Below are 14,576 nucleotides of genomic sequence, written 5' to 3'. Positions count from 1 at the left end.
GTAACCCCCTCGAACCGGTTCCGACAACTTTCGGCGCGTCGCCCGGCATTCCACCCGTCCATCGCCGCGAACAGCGGCAAAGATTCTCGCACAATACGACGGCAATTCATATTGCAAATGTTTTCAGTCGCGGAAATCCGTGGCAAAATAGAGGGCATGGTAGCAAAGAATGCGGGTCTGCCCGCCACCCCAGCTGATCTGATCAACGTCGACGAAGTCATCGGCAAGTACTACGACCTCGTCCCCGATCCGTCCGTCCCGGAGCAGCGTGTCATCTTCGGCACCTCCGGCCATCGCGGATCGTCCCTGAAGACCTCGTTCAACGAGGCCCACATCGTCGCCATCACGCAGGCCATCGCCGAATACCGCAAGAAGGCCGGCGTCACCGGCCCGCTGTACCTCGGCTCCGACACGCACGCGCTGTCCGCGCCGGCCAAGAAGACCGCCATCGAGGTCCTCGTCGCCAACGGCGTGCATGTGCGCATCGACTCGCGCGACGACTTCGTGCCGACCCCGGTCGTCTCCCAGGCGATCCTGACGCACAACCGCGCGGCCGACGGCACCCAGCGCTTCGAGGGCGAGGGTCTGGCCGACGGCATCGTCGTCACCCCGTCGCACAACCCGCCGACCGACGGCGGCTTCAAGTACGATCCGGTCACCGGCGGTCCGGCCCCGGCCGACGTGACGAACGCGATCGCCGCGCGCGCCAACGAGCTGCTCGGCGACTACAAGAACGTCAAGCGCGTGCCGTACGAGGAGGCCGTCAAGTCCGAGTTCGTCGAGGGCTTTGACTTCCGCGAGCACTACGTCGCCGATCTCGGCAACGTGATCGACTTCGACGTCATCCGCAACTCCGGCGTGCGTCTGGGCATCGACCCGCTCGGCGGCGCGTCCGTCAACTACTGGCCGCTCATCAACGAGAAGTACGGTCTGAACATCGGCGTCGTGCGTCCGGAAGTCGACCCGACGTGGCGCTTCATGACCATCGACCACGACGGCAAGATTCGCATGGATCCGTCCTCGCCGTACGCGATGAAGGGCCTTGTGGACGAGCTCAACGCCGGCGCGTGGGACAAGTACGATCTGGTCGGCGGCACCGACCCGGATGCGGACCGTCACGGCATCGTGTGCCCGAACTGGGGCGTGATGAACCCGAACCACTACATCGCCGTGTGCGTGGAGTACCTGTTCGGCGGCAACCGTCCGGGCTGGCCGAAGGGTGCTGCCGTCGGCAAGACGCTCGTCTCCTCCTCCCTGATCGACCGCGTGGCCGCGTCGATCGGCGCGAAGGTGCTCGAGGTGCCGGTCGGCTTCAAGTGGTTCGTCGACCCGCTGTTCAGCGGCGAGGTTGCCTTCGGCGGTGAGGAGAGCTCCGGCATGAGCTTCCTGCGCCGCGACGGCCGCGTGTGGACCACCGACAAGGACGGCCTGATCCCCGACCTGCTGGCCGCCGAGATCACCGCCAAGACCGGCAAGAACCCGGCTCAGCTGCATCAGGAGCAGGTCGAGCGTTTCGGCGAGAGCTGGTACAAGCGTGTCGACACGCCGACCACGCTCGAGCAGAAGCAGAAGTTCGCCAAGCTCACCGGCGACGACGTGACCGCCACCCAGCTCGCCGGCGAGGACATCACCGCCAAGCTGACCGAGGCGCCGGGCAACCACGCCAAGATCGGCGGTCTGAAGGTCACCACCAAGGACAACTGGTTCGCGGCCCGCCCGTCCGGCACCGAGAACATCTACAAGGTGTACGCCGAGTCCTTCGAGTCCCCCGAGGCCCTCGACAAGGTCCTCGCCGAGGCCACCGAGGTCGTCGACAAGGCCCTGTCCGAGTGATTTCCTGATTTTCCAGGGTGGAGACGACCTCATTGATCTCATCAAGTCGTCTCCACCCTGCAATCGGCTCCGCAAAAAGGGGTTCTTCTGAACAGAGATTCGGAAGAACCCCTTTTCGTTGTTCGGCGATGTTGCCGGCTCCGTTACACCGGCATTGGCATGATGCGCAATGTTGCGGTTTCGGAGTCATTGGCGTTCCTCGGCTGTTTGACACACCGCCAGCCGAACACAACGCCCATATCGCAGGGGTTCAACGCCATGTTGTTGTGCCTTCTGCTCCTCTCGCAGAGGGCACCGGCGTTGAGCGTGGATTCCACGGGAGTCCATGAGTCGGGGATTGGGGTTCATCCGACTCCGTCCGCGTTCAAACCACCAAGGCCGTTTACCGCCCTACCGTAAAACGACCGTAAACGACCCATCATGGGCCCATCGTGGGCATAGACGGTACATAAATAGTGTGCCCATCCCATATGTGGGCATAGACCGACCACGAAGAGACGACTCCGGGTTTCCTCATGGCCGGTCTATGCCCACGATTGCGTGAATGTCCCGTCTATGCCCACAAATCAGGGAACTTCATGTACCGTCCATGCCCACATTTACGGAAGGAACCCTTTTCGAGTTCTCTTGCATCATCGGATCTCCCCGCAAATATCCCGTCTATGCCCGCATCAAACATCATCCGTCCTCTCATCCGGCGCCCTTACCCTCTCACATCCAACCGCTAGGCAGCCGATCGTCATCAACCGACGTCAGTCGCCGTCATCAAACCGAGGCACCCGCGCCTTATCCATCTTGTGCAGCAATCGATCACGGTGCAACGCGTCACCGAACGAAAATCGAAACAGCTCGTCAACGACCAATCGAATCCGCTCCTCACGACGCTTCTCCTCGATCACCGTATCGGGCAGACTGCCGTTGCGATACATCGAAGCATCACGGTATTTCACCCGCCCGTCAAGCTCACCGACGATAAACCTGCCGTCCGGCGTATGCCAGGCGAAATCCACGCGATATACGCGCGACATATCGTACGGGTCAACGATCTCCTCCTGCAGGAGGGGAATCATATAGCGCTCGTCGATCATCACGCCCAACGCATATGATTCACCGCCATTCTCCGTCCTCCCCGTCGCATGACGGAGCACCCGCAATGCGGCGTCCCGCCGCCATCCCGGCATTACGGCAAACGACTCCGCCAAATGGCGCTTGTTTCGCAAGCCGCAACGCAGCACGGCATCGAGCACGGCCAGCCCGTCGGGGAGCGGAAGCCTGCGCGCGCAGTCGAACACGGTGCGCTCCAACGGGGTGACCTTCACTCCATCGGCCATTTCGTACGACTGGTCCGCAACGTAGTGATGCCTCATTTGGCCATAGTCATGAACATGCCGCTCCCGGCTGGTGACAATGTGCACGAGGTCCAAGTGTCTCGTCGAATCACTGACGTTCTGCATCACCGCAGCGGTCATATCACAGAAAATCCAGTCCGGGTGCAGAACCGCTAACGATCGGACGATGCGGCGATACTGTTCCACGCCGTCGAGAGTCTCCCATTGATCGGAGCGCGCAAAACAACGACCGAATACGCGGGTCAGCTCTCCCGCATCCGACCGGCGTCTGAACATGCGTCGTTCGGCGTCGCCTCTGGGCCAGATGCAAAGTCTCTGGCGCTCCGCGACCGTGCAACGGTCGATCAAGGATGCATTGCGTCTCATGGCAATGCAGCATAGAGGAAATCCGCCCGATGTCGGTCGCTGTTCGACCCTTGTGGTCGAATGGTCGACGATCGGCGTGTGTTCCGTTGGGAACACGTTGGGAATACGCCAATCCGCTTCCATCCTCACAATTCCATCCTGTTGGAATCATACGGATAATGTGGATAACTCGACTGTGAGCATAAGCGGTCCGTTTGCCCGGCCGTCCGCGGAATCGTGGGCATCGTGGGCATAGGCCGACCACGAAGAGACGATTTTGGGCTTCCTCATGGCCGGTCTATGCCCACGATTGCGCAAATGTCCCGCTTATGCCCACAAATCAGGGAACTTCATGTACCGTCTACGCCCACATTCCAGGAGCGTCGGCAACCAATCCCGCCGAACATCCATCGTCAATGGTCGGTCTATGCCCACGATGCTGAGGTAACGCTTACGCTCATGACCGTTTTTGCATCTCATCCGCCTCATCGGCACGTCAATATCATCGCAGACGCCGACATACTCGGTTCAGGACCGGTTCAGGACCGCATCGGGGCCACATCAGGACCACATCAGAACCGCAATCGCCAGTTCACATGCGGCGTTCGAGCAGCTCCTGCTGGCGGCCCTCGGCGATCAGGCGCTGGCAGACCGGGCAGATCGGGCCGTAGTCGGCGGTGCGGGAGAGCACGGCGAACCGGTGGCAGATCCGGCATTCGCGCAGCGAGCACAGTGCGGTGACCGCAGCCACAGCGACCGTCATCGCGGCCGCAGCGAAATGGGCGAACACGCACAGCACGATTGCCGCCACGAGCAGCACCGCTCCGGCAACCATGCAACGGGATCGAGATTGCAGTCTGTTGCCCATATCCTCCCCTTTCCGCTATGACCATAGCGCGTCAGACCTACACGCGGTTCGTCCCGTGTCGTGAGCGCGCACAATGCACGCACAATGCGACCGGATCCGAATCGGCGCATCCCGCAAGCCGGCTAAGGTAGGGCACATGACCATCACAGTTTCCACGGACGGCTCGGCCCTGGGCAACCCGAATGCTGAGCCGTCAAACGGACAGTCCAGTGGACTGTCCGTAGGCGAAGTGAGCGGGCGCGCGATCGGCGCCCGCGAAGGGGCCGTTCGGGTTGACCGGAAAGCGAGCACGGCATGACCATCACAGTTTCCACAGACGGCTCGGCCCTGGGCAATCCGAACGGCCCAATGGGCTGGGCGTGGGCCGACCACGAGCCGCATGCGGGCGGCACCCCCGGGCACGAGCACGGCGGCGACTGCGACGCGGGCGGCGCCACGAACGGCACGAACCAGATCGGCGAGCTGTGCGCGGTGCTCGAGGCGTTGCGCGCGCACCCCGGCGCCGAACCGCTGGTGATCGAAACCGATTCGCAGTACGCGATCAACTGCTCGACCAAGTGGGTGTACGGCTGGAAGAAGAACGGCTGGAAGAACGCACAGAAGAAGCCGGTGAAGAACGCGGCGCTGATCAAGGCGATCGACGCCGAGCTGTCCCGCCGCGCCGGTTCGGTGAAGTTCGTGTGGGTCAAGGGCCACGCCGGCAACGCGGGCAACGAGAAGGTCGACGAGCTGGCACGCACGTACGCGGGAGACTGCCGCTCGCATGTGCGCGACGGCTACCTGCCGAAGGAGGGCTGGGAGTCGCTGCTTGCGTCCGAGTACGCGAAGGGCACCGACGTGCCGGCCGACGCGCAGATGTTGATGGACGGCTTGATTTCCGCGAAGGACTATCACCTGGGCCGCGGAGAAGACGTCGGCGGCGATGCGTCCGGCCGCGATGCCGATCACGCGGAAGTCCGGATGGCCGATGATCGTCGGCACGATCGCGGCGCTGACGATCGCGGCGATGACGATCGCGGTGACGATCGTGCGAGTGGCCGGAACGGCGGCCGGTCGGCGGAACGGAACGCGACGCGGCACGATCATCGTGCCGATCGTCGAACGGACGATCAGCCCGGCAGTTTGGTCGACCGTCTGGCCGAGCCGGAGGGCGTGCCGGACGATCTGGCCGACTTCGACACGAAGACGACCGACGCGACGACGACCGAATTCTCCCGGCCACCCGCCGACGCGACGGTCGCGATCGACGCCGCACCGTCGCAATCACCGTCGCAATCATCGGCGACGGCCGTCTCGCAGCCGGCGTCCCGCCCGTCGGGACTCACCGTGTCGGGCGAGCTGCGGTTCTCTCCCCCGCCGTCGTCGAGTCCTACGTTCGACGGGCGTCCGCGGCTCATCCGCGGCAGCATCGTCGTCGAGGGCTGGGTGGACGGCGACGGCAACCTCACGCTCACGAACGCGCCGTTCGTCATCCGGCAATCGTGAGCCCCACTGTGAAACACTTCATGAAACACCGTATGGACACACCCGGGACGCCGGCCGCATCTCGGATAGTATAGGAGGCGAGCTTGGCGCGACGAGCGCGAGGCGAATTTCCGTGGAAGGAGAACCATTATGGATAAGGCGCAGCAGGATGCGTTGAAGAAGGCGGCAGGCATCGAAGCCGCGAAGCTGATCACCGACGGCATGATCGCCGGCCTCGGCACCGGTTCGACCGTGCGTTTCCTGGTCGACGAACTCGGCCGCCGCGTCAAGGAGGAGGGCCTCCAGTTCACCGGCGTGACGACCTCCCGCCGCACGCAGGAGCAGGCCGAGGGCTACGGCATCAAGATCGTCGACATCGACGACGTGGACCACATCGACGTGACCATCGACGGCGCGGACGAGGTCGACAAGAACTTCAACGGCATCAAGGGCGGCGGCGCGGCCCTGCTGTGGGAGAAGATCGTGGCCACCAACTCCAACCAGATCGTGTGGATCGTCGACGAGTCCAAGGTCGTCGACACCATCGGCAAGTTCCCGCTGCCGGTCGAGGTCATCCCGTTCGGCGCCGGCCACGTCATCAAGAAGTTCGAGGCCAAGGGCTACAAGCCGGTGCTGCGTCTCGACGCCGAGGGCAAGCCGGTGCGCACCGACGAGAACAACTACGTGGTCGACCTGCACCTCGAGCGCATCGACCATCCGCAGGATCTGGCCGAGGACCTCATCACCACGGTCGGCGTGGTCGAGCACGGCCTGTTCCTCAACATGGTCGACAAGGTCATCGTCGGCGACCCGAACGGCCCGCGCGTCATGACCAACGGCAACAAGTGAGCTGATTCGCCGGACGCGCAGCGCGCCTCGCACACGCCGAGACGAAACGTCAAGGCGAACAGCGAATACGTAAAAGCCCCTTGCGGATGAATCCGTAAGGGGCTTTCGTGTTGCTCACCGAGTGAGCGAGAAGACTACTTGCGCTGGTGGCGAGTCTTACGCAGCAGTTTGCGGTGCTTCTTCTTGCTCATCCGCTTGCGGCGCTTCTTGATGACCGAACCCATCTCAGCCTCCGTTCCTAAAGTATCGAAAAGATGTCAACTTGCCCAATAGTACACGCATTCGCAGACGAATGGTACCGGCGTTCCGTACGAGGCCTTCCGAGTTCCGCTCGCAAGGCCGCCGCCCGCCGGCATCACAGCGGGAACTTCGGGTAGAACCGCTCCACGCCAGCCTTCGTGCCGGTCGCCTGGAACACCACCGTGTCGTTGCGCCACACCGCAACGGCCTTCGTGTCGTCGTTCGCGTCGGTCTTGGCCACGTAGTTGCCGGTCGCCTGACCGGACACCTTCACGGTGCCGCTGCCCAGTTCGGTGCCGGTGAGCGCGCCGGACAGCGAATCGTATTGCTTCTTCGCGCTGTCGGCGGTGGACCACTGCGCGACGATCAGCGTCACGTCCTTGGCCGCGTCTCCGGTCGAATAGGTGAGCGTGTACTCCTCAAGCGGCGAGGCGGCGGTCCACGTCGTGCTTGCGGCGGCCGCGGTGCGCGCGTAGTTGAGCACGCTGTCGGGCATGGCCTTGAGCAGCTCGCTCGCGTTGTCCGGAAGGGCCGTGGCCTTGATGCTCGGCGTGGTCGGCTCCTCCTCTTCCTTCTTCGCGCTCGTGTCCGAAGACGACGAGGACTGCGAATTCGTGCCCGACGACTGCGTCGTCGACTGCTCGCCGCCCTTGTTCAGCGCCCAGCCCGGCCATACGAAGGCGGACAGCAGGGCAAGGACGATCACCAGCGCGGCGGCCACCACCACGGCGATCAGCTTGCCATGGGACGGCGAAACGGAAGATGTTTGAGTGTTCGACATGGTTCGCATTCTCTCACAGCCGCATGACTCGCCCAGAACGCCGTCGAGTGGTCGGCCGTCTTGTCGCCGAAGCTCGTTAGCGTCGGAGGCATGGCAAAGACGACCACGCAATACTTGTGCTCGGAATGTGGATGGAGCGGCACGAAATGGTACGGCCGCTGCCCCGAATGCGGCCAATGGGGCACGCTCGAGGAGTTCCGCGAGTCGCGTCCGGCCGCCGCGTCGCAGTCGCGCACCGCGGCGCCCGGCCACACCGCGCGCACGACGGCCGGAGACATTCCCGAACGCAGTCAGGCACGGCCGATCACGCAGGTCGACACGGATGCGGTCACGCGCATGCCGACCGGATTCGGCGAGTTCGACCGCGTGCTCGGCGGCGGCATCGTCCCCGGCTCGGTCGTGCTGGTCGCCGGCGAGCCGGGCGTCGGCAAGTCGACGCTGCTGCTGGAGACGGCCGGCAACATCGCTCGGCTCGTCGCGCGCGCCGGCGCAGGCGAGTCCCCCGCCGCGGCATCCGTATCCCGCTCTGCAAACGCGCATTCGCTCAACGGTTCCGCGCATGCCAATGCCACACGCATCGATCTCCCGCCCGCCAACCGCCCCACCGTCCTCTACATTTCCGGCGAGGAATCCGCGGCGCAGGTGCGTCTGCGCGCCACGCGCATCAACGCGGTCGAGGACAACCTGCTGCTCGCCTCCACCACCGATCTGTCCACCGTGCTCGGGCTCATCGAGCAGGAGCGGCCGGCGCTGGCGATCGTCGATTCGGCGCAGACGATCGTCTCGCAGAACGTCGACGGCATTTCGGGCGGATCCACGCAGGTGCGCGAGGTGGCGAGCGCGCTCATCGACTCGGCGAAAAGCCTCGACGTGCCGATCCTGCTGGTCGGCCACGTCACCAAGGACGGTTCGATCGCGGGCCCGCGCACGCTCGAGCATCTTGTGGACGTGGTCTGCCAGTTCGAGGGCGATCCGGACACGGCGCTGCGCATGCTGCGCGCGGTCAAGAACCGTTTCGGCCCGACCGACGAGGTCGGCTGCTTCGACATGAGCGGCGAGGGCATCGAGGAGGTGACCGACCCGTCGGGTCTGTTTCTGTCCGCGTCCGCGCCGGGCGGCGACGCGGCGGACGCGCCGGTGGAGGGCACGTGCGTCACGTTCACGTTGGACGGCCATCGCAGCCTGCCGATCGAGATTCAGTCGCTGGTGACCGCGTCCGTGCTGCCGACGCCGCGTCGCGCGGTCAACGGCGTGGACTCCAACCGCATCGCGATGCTCACGGCCGTGCTGTACCGGCACGGCAAGGTGAATCTGCTCGCGAACGATTTGTACGTGTCGACGATCGCGGGCGGGCTTGCGAAGGAGCCGGCGTGTGATCTGGCGATCGTGACGGCGCTGACGAGTGCGGCGAAGTCGCGTCCGATTCCGCGCACGACATGCGCGATCGGCGAGATTTCGCTCACCGGGCAGGTGCGCCCGGTGCCGCGGCTGGAGTATCGGCTGCGCGAGGCGGCTAGGCTCGGGTTCACGACGGCCGTGTGCCCGACGCCGCGCAAGCCGGTGAATGTGCCCGGGCTGCGGCTGCTTGAGGTGAGCACGCTGGCCGATGCGCTGGCTGCGCTCGGATTGAGTCGATAGATTGCGACAAGGAGAAGACGATGACCGAACTGGATTTCGCCCGTTGGGCGGCCGCGTATTCGCAGCGCACGAACCGTTCGTTGGCCGGCGCGCGCGTCACCGTGCCGCTTGGTCGGCATGATGATGACAGCGTGCGCGCGTTCGCCGACGCGGCCGCGCAGTGGGGCATGATCGTGACGCCGGCGGATAATGACGGCACGGCCGACATGACGGATATGGCGCAGGACGCATTGAACGCCTGCGCATCCCCGGAGTGCAACGTGCGGGATGCGCGCGAGCTGAGCGGCCGGGAGGCGATCGACTACGCCGAGGCGCATATGACCGTGCTGCGTGCGCTGATGGCGCGGCTGCGGGACACCGTTGATTTCACCGGAGTCCGCATCGCCGTGTGTCTGGTGCTGGAGCCGAAGACCGCGGTGCTGCTGCGGGCGCTGCGCGACGCCGGCGCGACTGTTGGCATGTTCGCGGACCCGTCGGAAACCGATCAGCGCGTCGCCGACCAGCTCGCTCGTGAAGGCGTCGCGGTCGAGGCGAACGCAGGCTGGACGCCGGAGGAGACGCAGGCCGGCGCGCTGCGTCTGCTGGACACGATTCGTCCGCAGATCATCATCGACGACGGCGCGAGTTTTGCCCGGCTCGCCGCGGAGGCACGCCCCGAGCTGCTTGCCGACGATTTCATCGGCGTGGCGGAGGAGACGACGAGCGGCGTGCGCGCGTTCCAGGCCATGCAGGATGCCGGCGCGCTCACGTTCCCGGTGATCGCGGTCAATGACAGCGTGCTCAAAACCGGGTTCGACAACATGCACGGCACGGGCGAGACCTGTGTGACGACGATGCAGGAGCTGCTCGGCGCGCACTGTTTTGCGGGCAAGACCGTGGCCGTGATCGGCTACGGCCCGGTCGGCCGCGGCTTCGCGGTGCGCGTGCGCGCACTCGGCGCGACGGTGACCGTGTGCGACACGGATCCGGTGGCCGCGCTCAAGGCCGTGTTCGACGGGTTCGCCGCGCGGGACATCGACGACGCGATCGCACAGGCCGACATCGTCGTCTCGGCGACCGGCGTGCGGCATACGATCGCACTGGAACATATGCGACGCATGCGCGAGGGTGCCGTGCTGTCCGTGATCGGCGGCATCGCGAACGAAATCGCGCTCGACGGCATCCCCGACTTCCGTCATGACAACGCGCGCAGCGTCAGCGCACTCGCCGTACCGGACGGGCCGACGCTCACGCTGCTCGCCGAGGGCGACGGCGTCAATTACACGGCGGGCGGCGGCAATCCGATCGAGATCATGGACCTGAGCTTCGCCGTGCAGGCGAGCGCGGTGGCCTATCTGCTCGCCCATCGCGGCACGGTAGCGGCGTCGCATGGCTCCGGCAACCCGGCATCATCGCACGCCGCACCGTCGGACGCATCATCGTCGGACGTCGAATCATCGAATGCAACGGCGCCACAGGCAGCGGCATCGGACACCAACGCGCCGACTGTCGACGTGGCCCCGCTCTCCCCCGGCCTGCACCGGCTCGACGCCGCATCCGACCGTCGCATCGCGCAGGTCGCGCTCGACGTGCGCGGCCAGTCCGCCAGCCACGCCGTCGCCGACAACGGCTACGACTGGCGACTCACCCGCTTCGCCGACGCGAACTGAACGGCATCGCGCTGCGGCGCACGATCCTCTTCCCATGCCGGCAAAGCTGGCGGCAGCCTTGGCCCCCTCGGCTGAGGGGGCTGTCGGCCGCAGGCCGACTGGGGGAGCGTTACGGCACCAACGTGCCGTCAACAACACGGCATAGCGCGCATGCGCGATTCCGCGCGAACGGCGTTGCGCCGCCGCCCCGATCGGTATAAAGGAACCATGACCACAACCGACGATTTCGACCCGCTCTATGCGGCCGCGCATCCGGCGCCGCTGACCGAGGTGACGCTGTACAGCGCGCCGCTCATCATCCCCGTGACCGGCCCGGTGATCCTGGACGGCGCGATCGCCGTGTCCGGCAGCCGCGTGGTGCATGTCGGCACGCGACGCTGGGTGCTCGACACGCTCAAGCAGGACATGGCCGCGAACGCTCGCATCGACGAGCATCACTGGCATGGCGTGATCACGCCGGGACTCATCAACGCGCACACGCACCTGCAGTACACGAACATGGCCGAGGTGGGCCGAGGCACGTACCAGAGCTTCCGCGACTGGGAGCTCGGCTTCAACCCGGTGTACGAGCGGCTGTGCGAGGAAGGCGACTGGAAGGCGTCGGCGGAAGAGGGCGCGCGCATGATGGTCGAGGCGGGCACCACCGCCGCGGCCGACATCGTCACCGACCCGGAGGCGGCCGGCGCGCTCGCCTCGCAGGGCATGCACGGCGTCGCTTATTGGGAGGTGATGGACTGGCGCAACGACGAGTGGCGCAAGGTCGGCGTGCGCGAACTCGTGCGGCATTTGGGGCGCATGCGCGCCGAGGACCTGCCGAGCGTGGGCATCAGCCCGCATGCCCCATACACGCTGGAAACCGCGCCGTTCGTGGATCTGCCGGACATCGCGCGCCAGCTCGATATGCGTCTGCACATCCATTTGGCCGAAACGCCGATGGAAGCGGGTGCGCACGGCGCGGAAGGCACGCTGTCCACGTATTCGGCGGCCTCGTGGCGCGACGAGGACTGGACCAGTTACCAGCAGCTCAAGGACGCGGGGCAGGGCGCGTCCGCGATCCAGTTCCTCGACCAGCTCGGTTCGCTCGGCCCGGACGTGCACATCGCGCACGGCGTGTGGGCCGACGCGGAGGACCGCCGCATCCTGCGCCAGCGCGGCGTGGGCGTCGCGTTGTGCCCGCGCTCGAACCGGATCACCGTGACCGGCCGCGACGCGCCGATCCGCGAGTATCTGGAGGAGGGCAACCTGCTAGCCGTCGGCACGGATTCGCTGTCGAGTTCGCCGAGTCTGGACGTGCTCGACGATGTGGCGATGCTGTACGATCTGGCGCGCGAGCAGGGCTACGCCGGCGACGATCTGTCGCACCGGCTGATCCGCATGATGACGCTCGGCGGCGCGCAGGAGCTCGGCATGCACGTCGGCGCGGGCCGCATCGGCCAGATCAACGCGGGCGCGATGGCCGACCTCGCGTTCTTCGACGTGCCCGTGTACGTGGCCACGCCGCGCGGCATCGAGGACACGCTCGAGGAGCTCGTCCGCCACGGCGCCGGCACGAACCGCGCGACCGTCATCTCCGGCCGCGTCGTCTATAACGACAGCGCATTCTGACGCCCGACCGTCCTATTCCTTTCGCCAGCAGCCGTCCCCCTACTGGCCAGAAACCAACGCCATGATGGCGTTTCGCGTTGGTTTCTGGCCAGTAATGCTCTGTACTCTCCACAAACCAACGCTTATACGCCGTTTTGCGTTGGTCTGTGGAGAGTACAGAGCAAGCAGCGTGGAGCCGCGGCGGTTTGGACTTACCCCATTCCATCAATCACAAGGAGTTTTAGATATGAGCATCGCATTGGAGAACATGAGCGCATACGCGCGTTCCGTCGTGGAACGGCTGGGACTGGAAGCCCATCCCGAAGGCGGCTGGTACACGCGCGACTGGCAGGCGCCGGCGATCGACCCGGCGTCCGGCCGCCCGCTCGCATCGCTGATCTACTTCCTGCTGCCGGAAGGCGACGCGAGCGCCTGGCACAAGGTCGACGCGGACGAGATCTGGCTGTGGCACGGACCGGCGACCGTCACGCTGGAACTCGGCGGCAGCGGCGACGCTCCGGCGTCCGATCCCGCCGGCATCCAGTCGATCGTGCTCGGACAGGGCGTTGCTGCCACGACAGCGGCCGTTGAGGTCGCATCGACCGCATTGGCCGAATCCGACACGTCGGCAGCGAGAGCCGCGTCGAACGCGCAGACCACGTTCGGAGCAACGGCAACCCCGGTCGGCCACGCGATCGTCCCCGCCGGCGTGTGGCAGCGCACCGTTCCCGGCCGCGGCGACGCGCTCGTCTCCTGCGTCGTCTCCCCCGGCTTCACGTTCGACGGCTTCACCCTGCAGTAGCGCCGGAATCCCGGCAACCATGGCAGCAACCCCCATTCCGTACAGTGGCGGAAATGTCTCGCTCAGGGATCCCTGAGCGAGACATTTCCGCCACGCGGGCGACCCACCATAACCGGTTATAGGCAACGGCGATAAGGCCAAGCGCGCGGCGGTAACGGCAATACCTTAGAATTGGCGCTGATGCGCCAAAACCGCCGTCCGGCCGCACGATCGGCCGGCCGTCATCGCGCATGTCATCAGGAATAGAGAGGAATCATCATGTTCAGCAAGAAGAGCTTTGTCCGCGCGGCCGTCGCCACGGTCAGCGTCGTCGCGCTCGCGTTCTCCGCGGCCTGCGGCTCGTCCACCAGCTCCAACAATTCCGGCAGCGACGCGAACTCCAGCGCCAGCAGCTCCGACATCACGCAGCAGACCGTCAAGCCGGGCAAGCTCACCATCGCGACCGGCGACCCGGCGTACGAGCCGTGGGTCATGAACGACAAGCCGGAGTCCGGCGAAGGCTTCGAGGCCGCACTGGCGTACGACGTGGCCGAAAAGCTCGGCTTCGACAAGTCCGACGTCGTCTGGACACGCACCACGTTCGACTCGGCCATCGCCCCGGGCGCCAAGGACTGGGATCTCAACATCCAGCAGTTCGGCATCACCGACGAGCGCAAGCAGGCCGTCGACTTCTCGTCCGGCTACTACAAGGACACGCAGTCGGTCGTCGTCAAGAAGGACGGCAAGTTCGCGTCCGCCAAGTCGCTCGCCGATCTCAAGGACGCCGTGATCGGCGTGATGGTCGGCACGCAGGCCTACACGATCGTCAAGGACAAGATCAAGGACGACATCCAGACCTTCAACGACGACGCCGCGCTCGGTCAGGCGCTTGACGCCGGTCAGATCGACGCGCTCGTGACCAACACGGTCGAAAGCGTGTACATGGTCCAGTCCGAGCAGGTCAAGGACGCCAAGGTGCTCGGCCGCATCGCCGGCTCCGAGGACAAGGACGGTCTGGGCATCGTGCTGCCGAAGGACTCCAAGCTCACCGCGGCCGTCACCAAGGCCGTGGACGATCTGAACGCGGACGGCACGATCAAGCAGCTGCAGGACAAGTGGCTGGCCGAGTACACCACCGATCTGACCGAGCTCAAGTAAGGCGAACCGGTTCGCCCACTGCAATAGAATCCCTACT

The 14,576-nt window shown here is 65.4% G+C and carries 12 protein-coding genes; 8 read left to right on the top strand and 4 right to left on the bottom strand.

Annotated features, from left to right (window positions below):
- Positions 1-156 precede the first annotated feature (156 nt).
- Positions 157-1,833, top strand: coding sequence for a phosphoglucomutase (alpha-D-glucose-1,6-bisphosphate-dependent) (gene pgm, locus KIH79_RS06990; protein WP_219058764.1), 1,677 nt, complete (start codon positions 157-159; stop codon positions 1,831-1,833).
- A 752-nt stretch (positions 1,834-2,585) separates the two neighbouring features.
- On the opposite strand, the gene KIH79_RS06985 is transcribed toward pgm, so the two are convergent.
- Positions 2,586-3,671, bottom strand: coding sequence for a hypothetical protein (locus KIH79_RS06985; RefSeq protein WP_219058763.1), 1,086 nt, complete (start codon positions 3,669-3,671; stop codon positions 2,586-2,588).
- Between the two features lie 448 nt (positions 3,672-4,119).
- Positions 4,120-4,395, bottom strand: coding sequence for a hypothetical protein (locus KIH79_RS06980; protein ID WP_219058762.1), 276 nt, complete (start codon positions 4,393-4,395; stop codon positions 4,120-4,122).
- Between the two features lie 294 nt (positions 4,396-4,689).
- Between KIH79_RS06980 and KIH79_RS06975 the strand changes: the two genes are divergently transcribed.
- Entirely contained in the window at positions 4,690-5,880 is a 1,191-nt protein-coding gene (locus KIH79_RS06975; protein ID WP_219058761.1) for a ribonuclease H family protein, read from the top strand.
- A 129-nt stretch (positions 5,881-6,009) separates the two neighbouring features.
- The gene (gene rpiA, locus KIH79_RS06970; RefSeq protein ID WP_219058760.1) at positions 6,010-6,708 is read left to right on the top strand and encodes a ribose-5-phosphate isomerase RpiA; all 699 of its coding nucleotides are present in this window, start codon (positions 6,010-6,012) and stop codon (positions 6,706-6,708) included.
- Positions 6,709-6,842: 134 nt separating this feature from the next.
- On the opposite strand, the gene KIH79_RS06965 is transcribed toward rpiA, so the two are convergent.
- Positions 6,843-6,932, bottom strand: coding sequence for a 30S ribosomal protein bS22 (locus tag KIH79_RS06965; protein WP_004268639.1), 90 nt, complete (start codon positions 6,930-6,932; stop codon positions 6,843-6,845).
- Positions 6,933-7,063: 131 nt separating this feature from the next.
- Positions 7,064-7,729 carry a hypothetical protein gene (locus KIH79_RS06960; RefSeq protein WP_219058759.1) on the bottom strand — a complete coding sequence of 222 codons (666 nt, stop codon included), beginning with the start codon at positions 7,727-7,729 and terminating at the stop codon, positions 7,064-7,066.
- A 90-nt stretch (positions 7,730-7,819) separates the two neighbouring features.
- On the opposite strand from KIH79_RS06960, the gene KIH79_RS06955 reads away from it, so the two are divergent.
- The 5 genes from KIH79_RS06955 to KIH79_RS06935 all read left to right on the top strand — a co-directional run bounded on the left by KIH79_RS06955 (position 7,820) and on the right by KIH79_RS06935 (position 14,539).
- On the top strand, positions 7,820-9,367 hold the full coding sequence (locus KIH79_RS06955) for a DNA repair protein RadA (protein ID WP_219058758.1): 1,548 nt from the start codon (positions 7,820-7,822) through the stop codon (positions 9,365-9,367).
- Between the two features lie 20 nt (positions 9,368-9,387).
- Positions 9,388-11,016 (top strand): adenosylhomocysteinase, encoded by a 1,629-nt coding sequence (locus tag KIH79_RS06950; RefSeq protein ID WP_219058757.1) that lies wholly within the window; start codon positions 9,388-9,390, stop codon positions 11,014-11,016.
- A 207-nt stretch (positions 11,017-11,223) separates the two neighbouring features.
- Positions 11,224-12,621, top strand: a complete 1,398-nt coding sequence (locus KIH79_RS06945; RefSeq protein WP_219058756.1) for an amidohydrolase family protein — start codon at positions 11,224-11,226, stop codon at positions 12,619-12,621.
- Between the two features lie 226 nt (positions 12,622-12,847).
- On the top strand, positions 12,848-13,402 hold the full coding sequence (locus KIH79_RS06940) for a cupin domain-containing protein (RefSeq protein ID WP_219058755.1): 555 nt from the start codon (positions 12,848-12,850) through the stop codon (positions 13,400-13,402).
- 258 nt (positions 13,403-13,660) lie between these two features.
- Entirely contained in the window at positions 13,661-14,539 is an 879-nt protein-coding gene (locus KIH79_RS06935) for an ABC transporter substrate-binding protein (protein WP_219058754.1), read from the top strand.
- The last annotated feature ends 37 nt before the right edge of the window (positions 14,540-14,576 follow it).

The organism is Bifidobacterium miconis (assembly GCF_019331735.1).
GTDB classification, from domain to species: Bacteria; Actinomycetota; Actinomycetes; order Actinomycetales; family Bifidobacteriaceae; genus Bifidobacterium; species Bifidobacterium miconis.
This window is presented reverse-complemented; position numbering and strand designations above follow the sequence as displayed.

Coding starts and splice junctions, on each gene's coding strand:
- pgm (WP_219058764.1), top strand. CDS start 157: ATGGTAGCAAAGAATGCGGGTCTGCCCGCCACCCCAGCTGATCTGATC.
- rpiA (WP_219058760.1), top strand. CDS start 6,010: ATGGATAAGGCGCAGCAGGATGCGTTGAAGAAGGCGGCAGGCATCGAA.
- KIH79_RS06945 (WP_219058756.1), top strand. CDS start 11,224: ATGACCACAACCGACGATTTCGACCCGCTCTATGCGGCCGCGCATCCG.
- KIH79_RS06980 (WP_219058762.1), bottom strand. CDS start 4,395: ATGGGCAACAGACTGCAATCTCGATCCCGTTGCATGGTTGCCGGAGCG.
- KIH79_RS06940 (WP_219058755.1), top strand. CDS start 12,848: ATGAGCATCGCATTGGAGAACATGAGCGCATACGCGCGTTCCGTCGTG.
- KIH79_RS06955 (WP_219058758.1), top strand. CDS start 7,820: ATGGCAAAGACGACCACGCAATACTTGTGCTCGGAATGTGGATGGAGC.
- KIH79_RS06985 (WP_219058763.1), bottom strand. CDS start 3,671: ATGGAAGCGGATTGGCGTATTCCCAACGTGTTCCCAACGGAACACACG.
- KIH79_RS06965 (WP_004268639.1), bottom strand. CDS start 6,932: ATGGGTTCGGTCATCAAGAAGCGCCGCAAGCGGATGAGCAAGAAGAAG.
- KIH79_RS06935 (WP_219058754.1), top strand. CDS start 13,661: ATGTTCAGCAAGAAGAGCTTTGTCCGCGCGGCCGTCGCCACGGTCAGC.
- KIH79_RS06975 (WP_219058761.1), top strand. CDS start 4,690: ATGACCATCACAGTTTCCACAGACGGCTCGGCCCTGGGCAATCCGAAC.
- KIH79_RS06960 (WP_219058759.1), bottom strand. CDS start 7,729: ATGTCGAACACTCAAACATCTTCCGTTTCGCCGTCCCATGGCAAGCTG.
- KIH79_RS06950 (WP_219058757.1), top strand. CDS start 9,388: ATGACCGAACTGGATTTCGCCCGTTGGGCGGCCGCGTATTCGCAGCGC.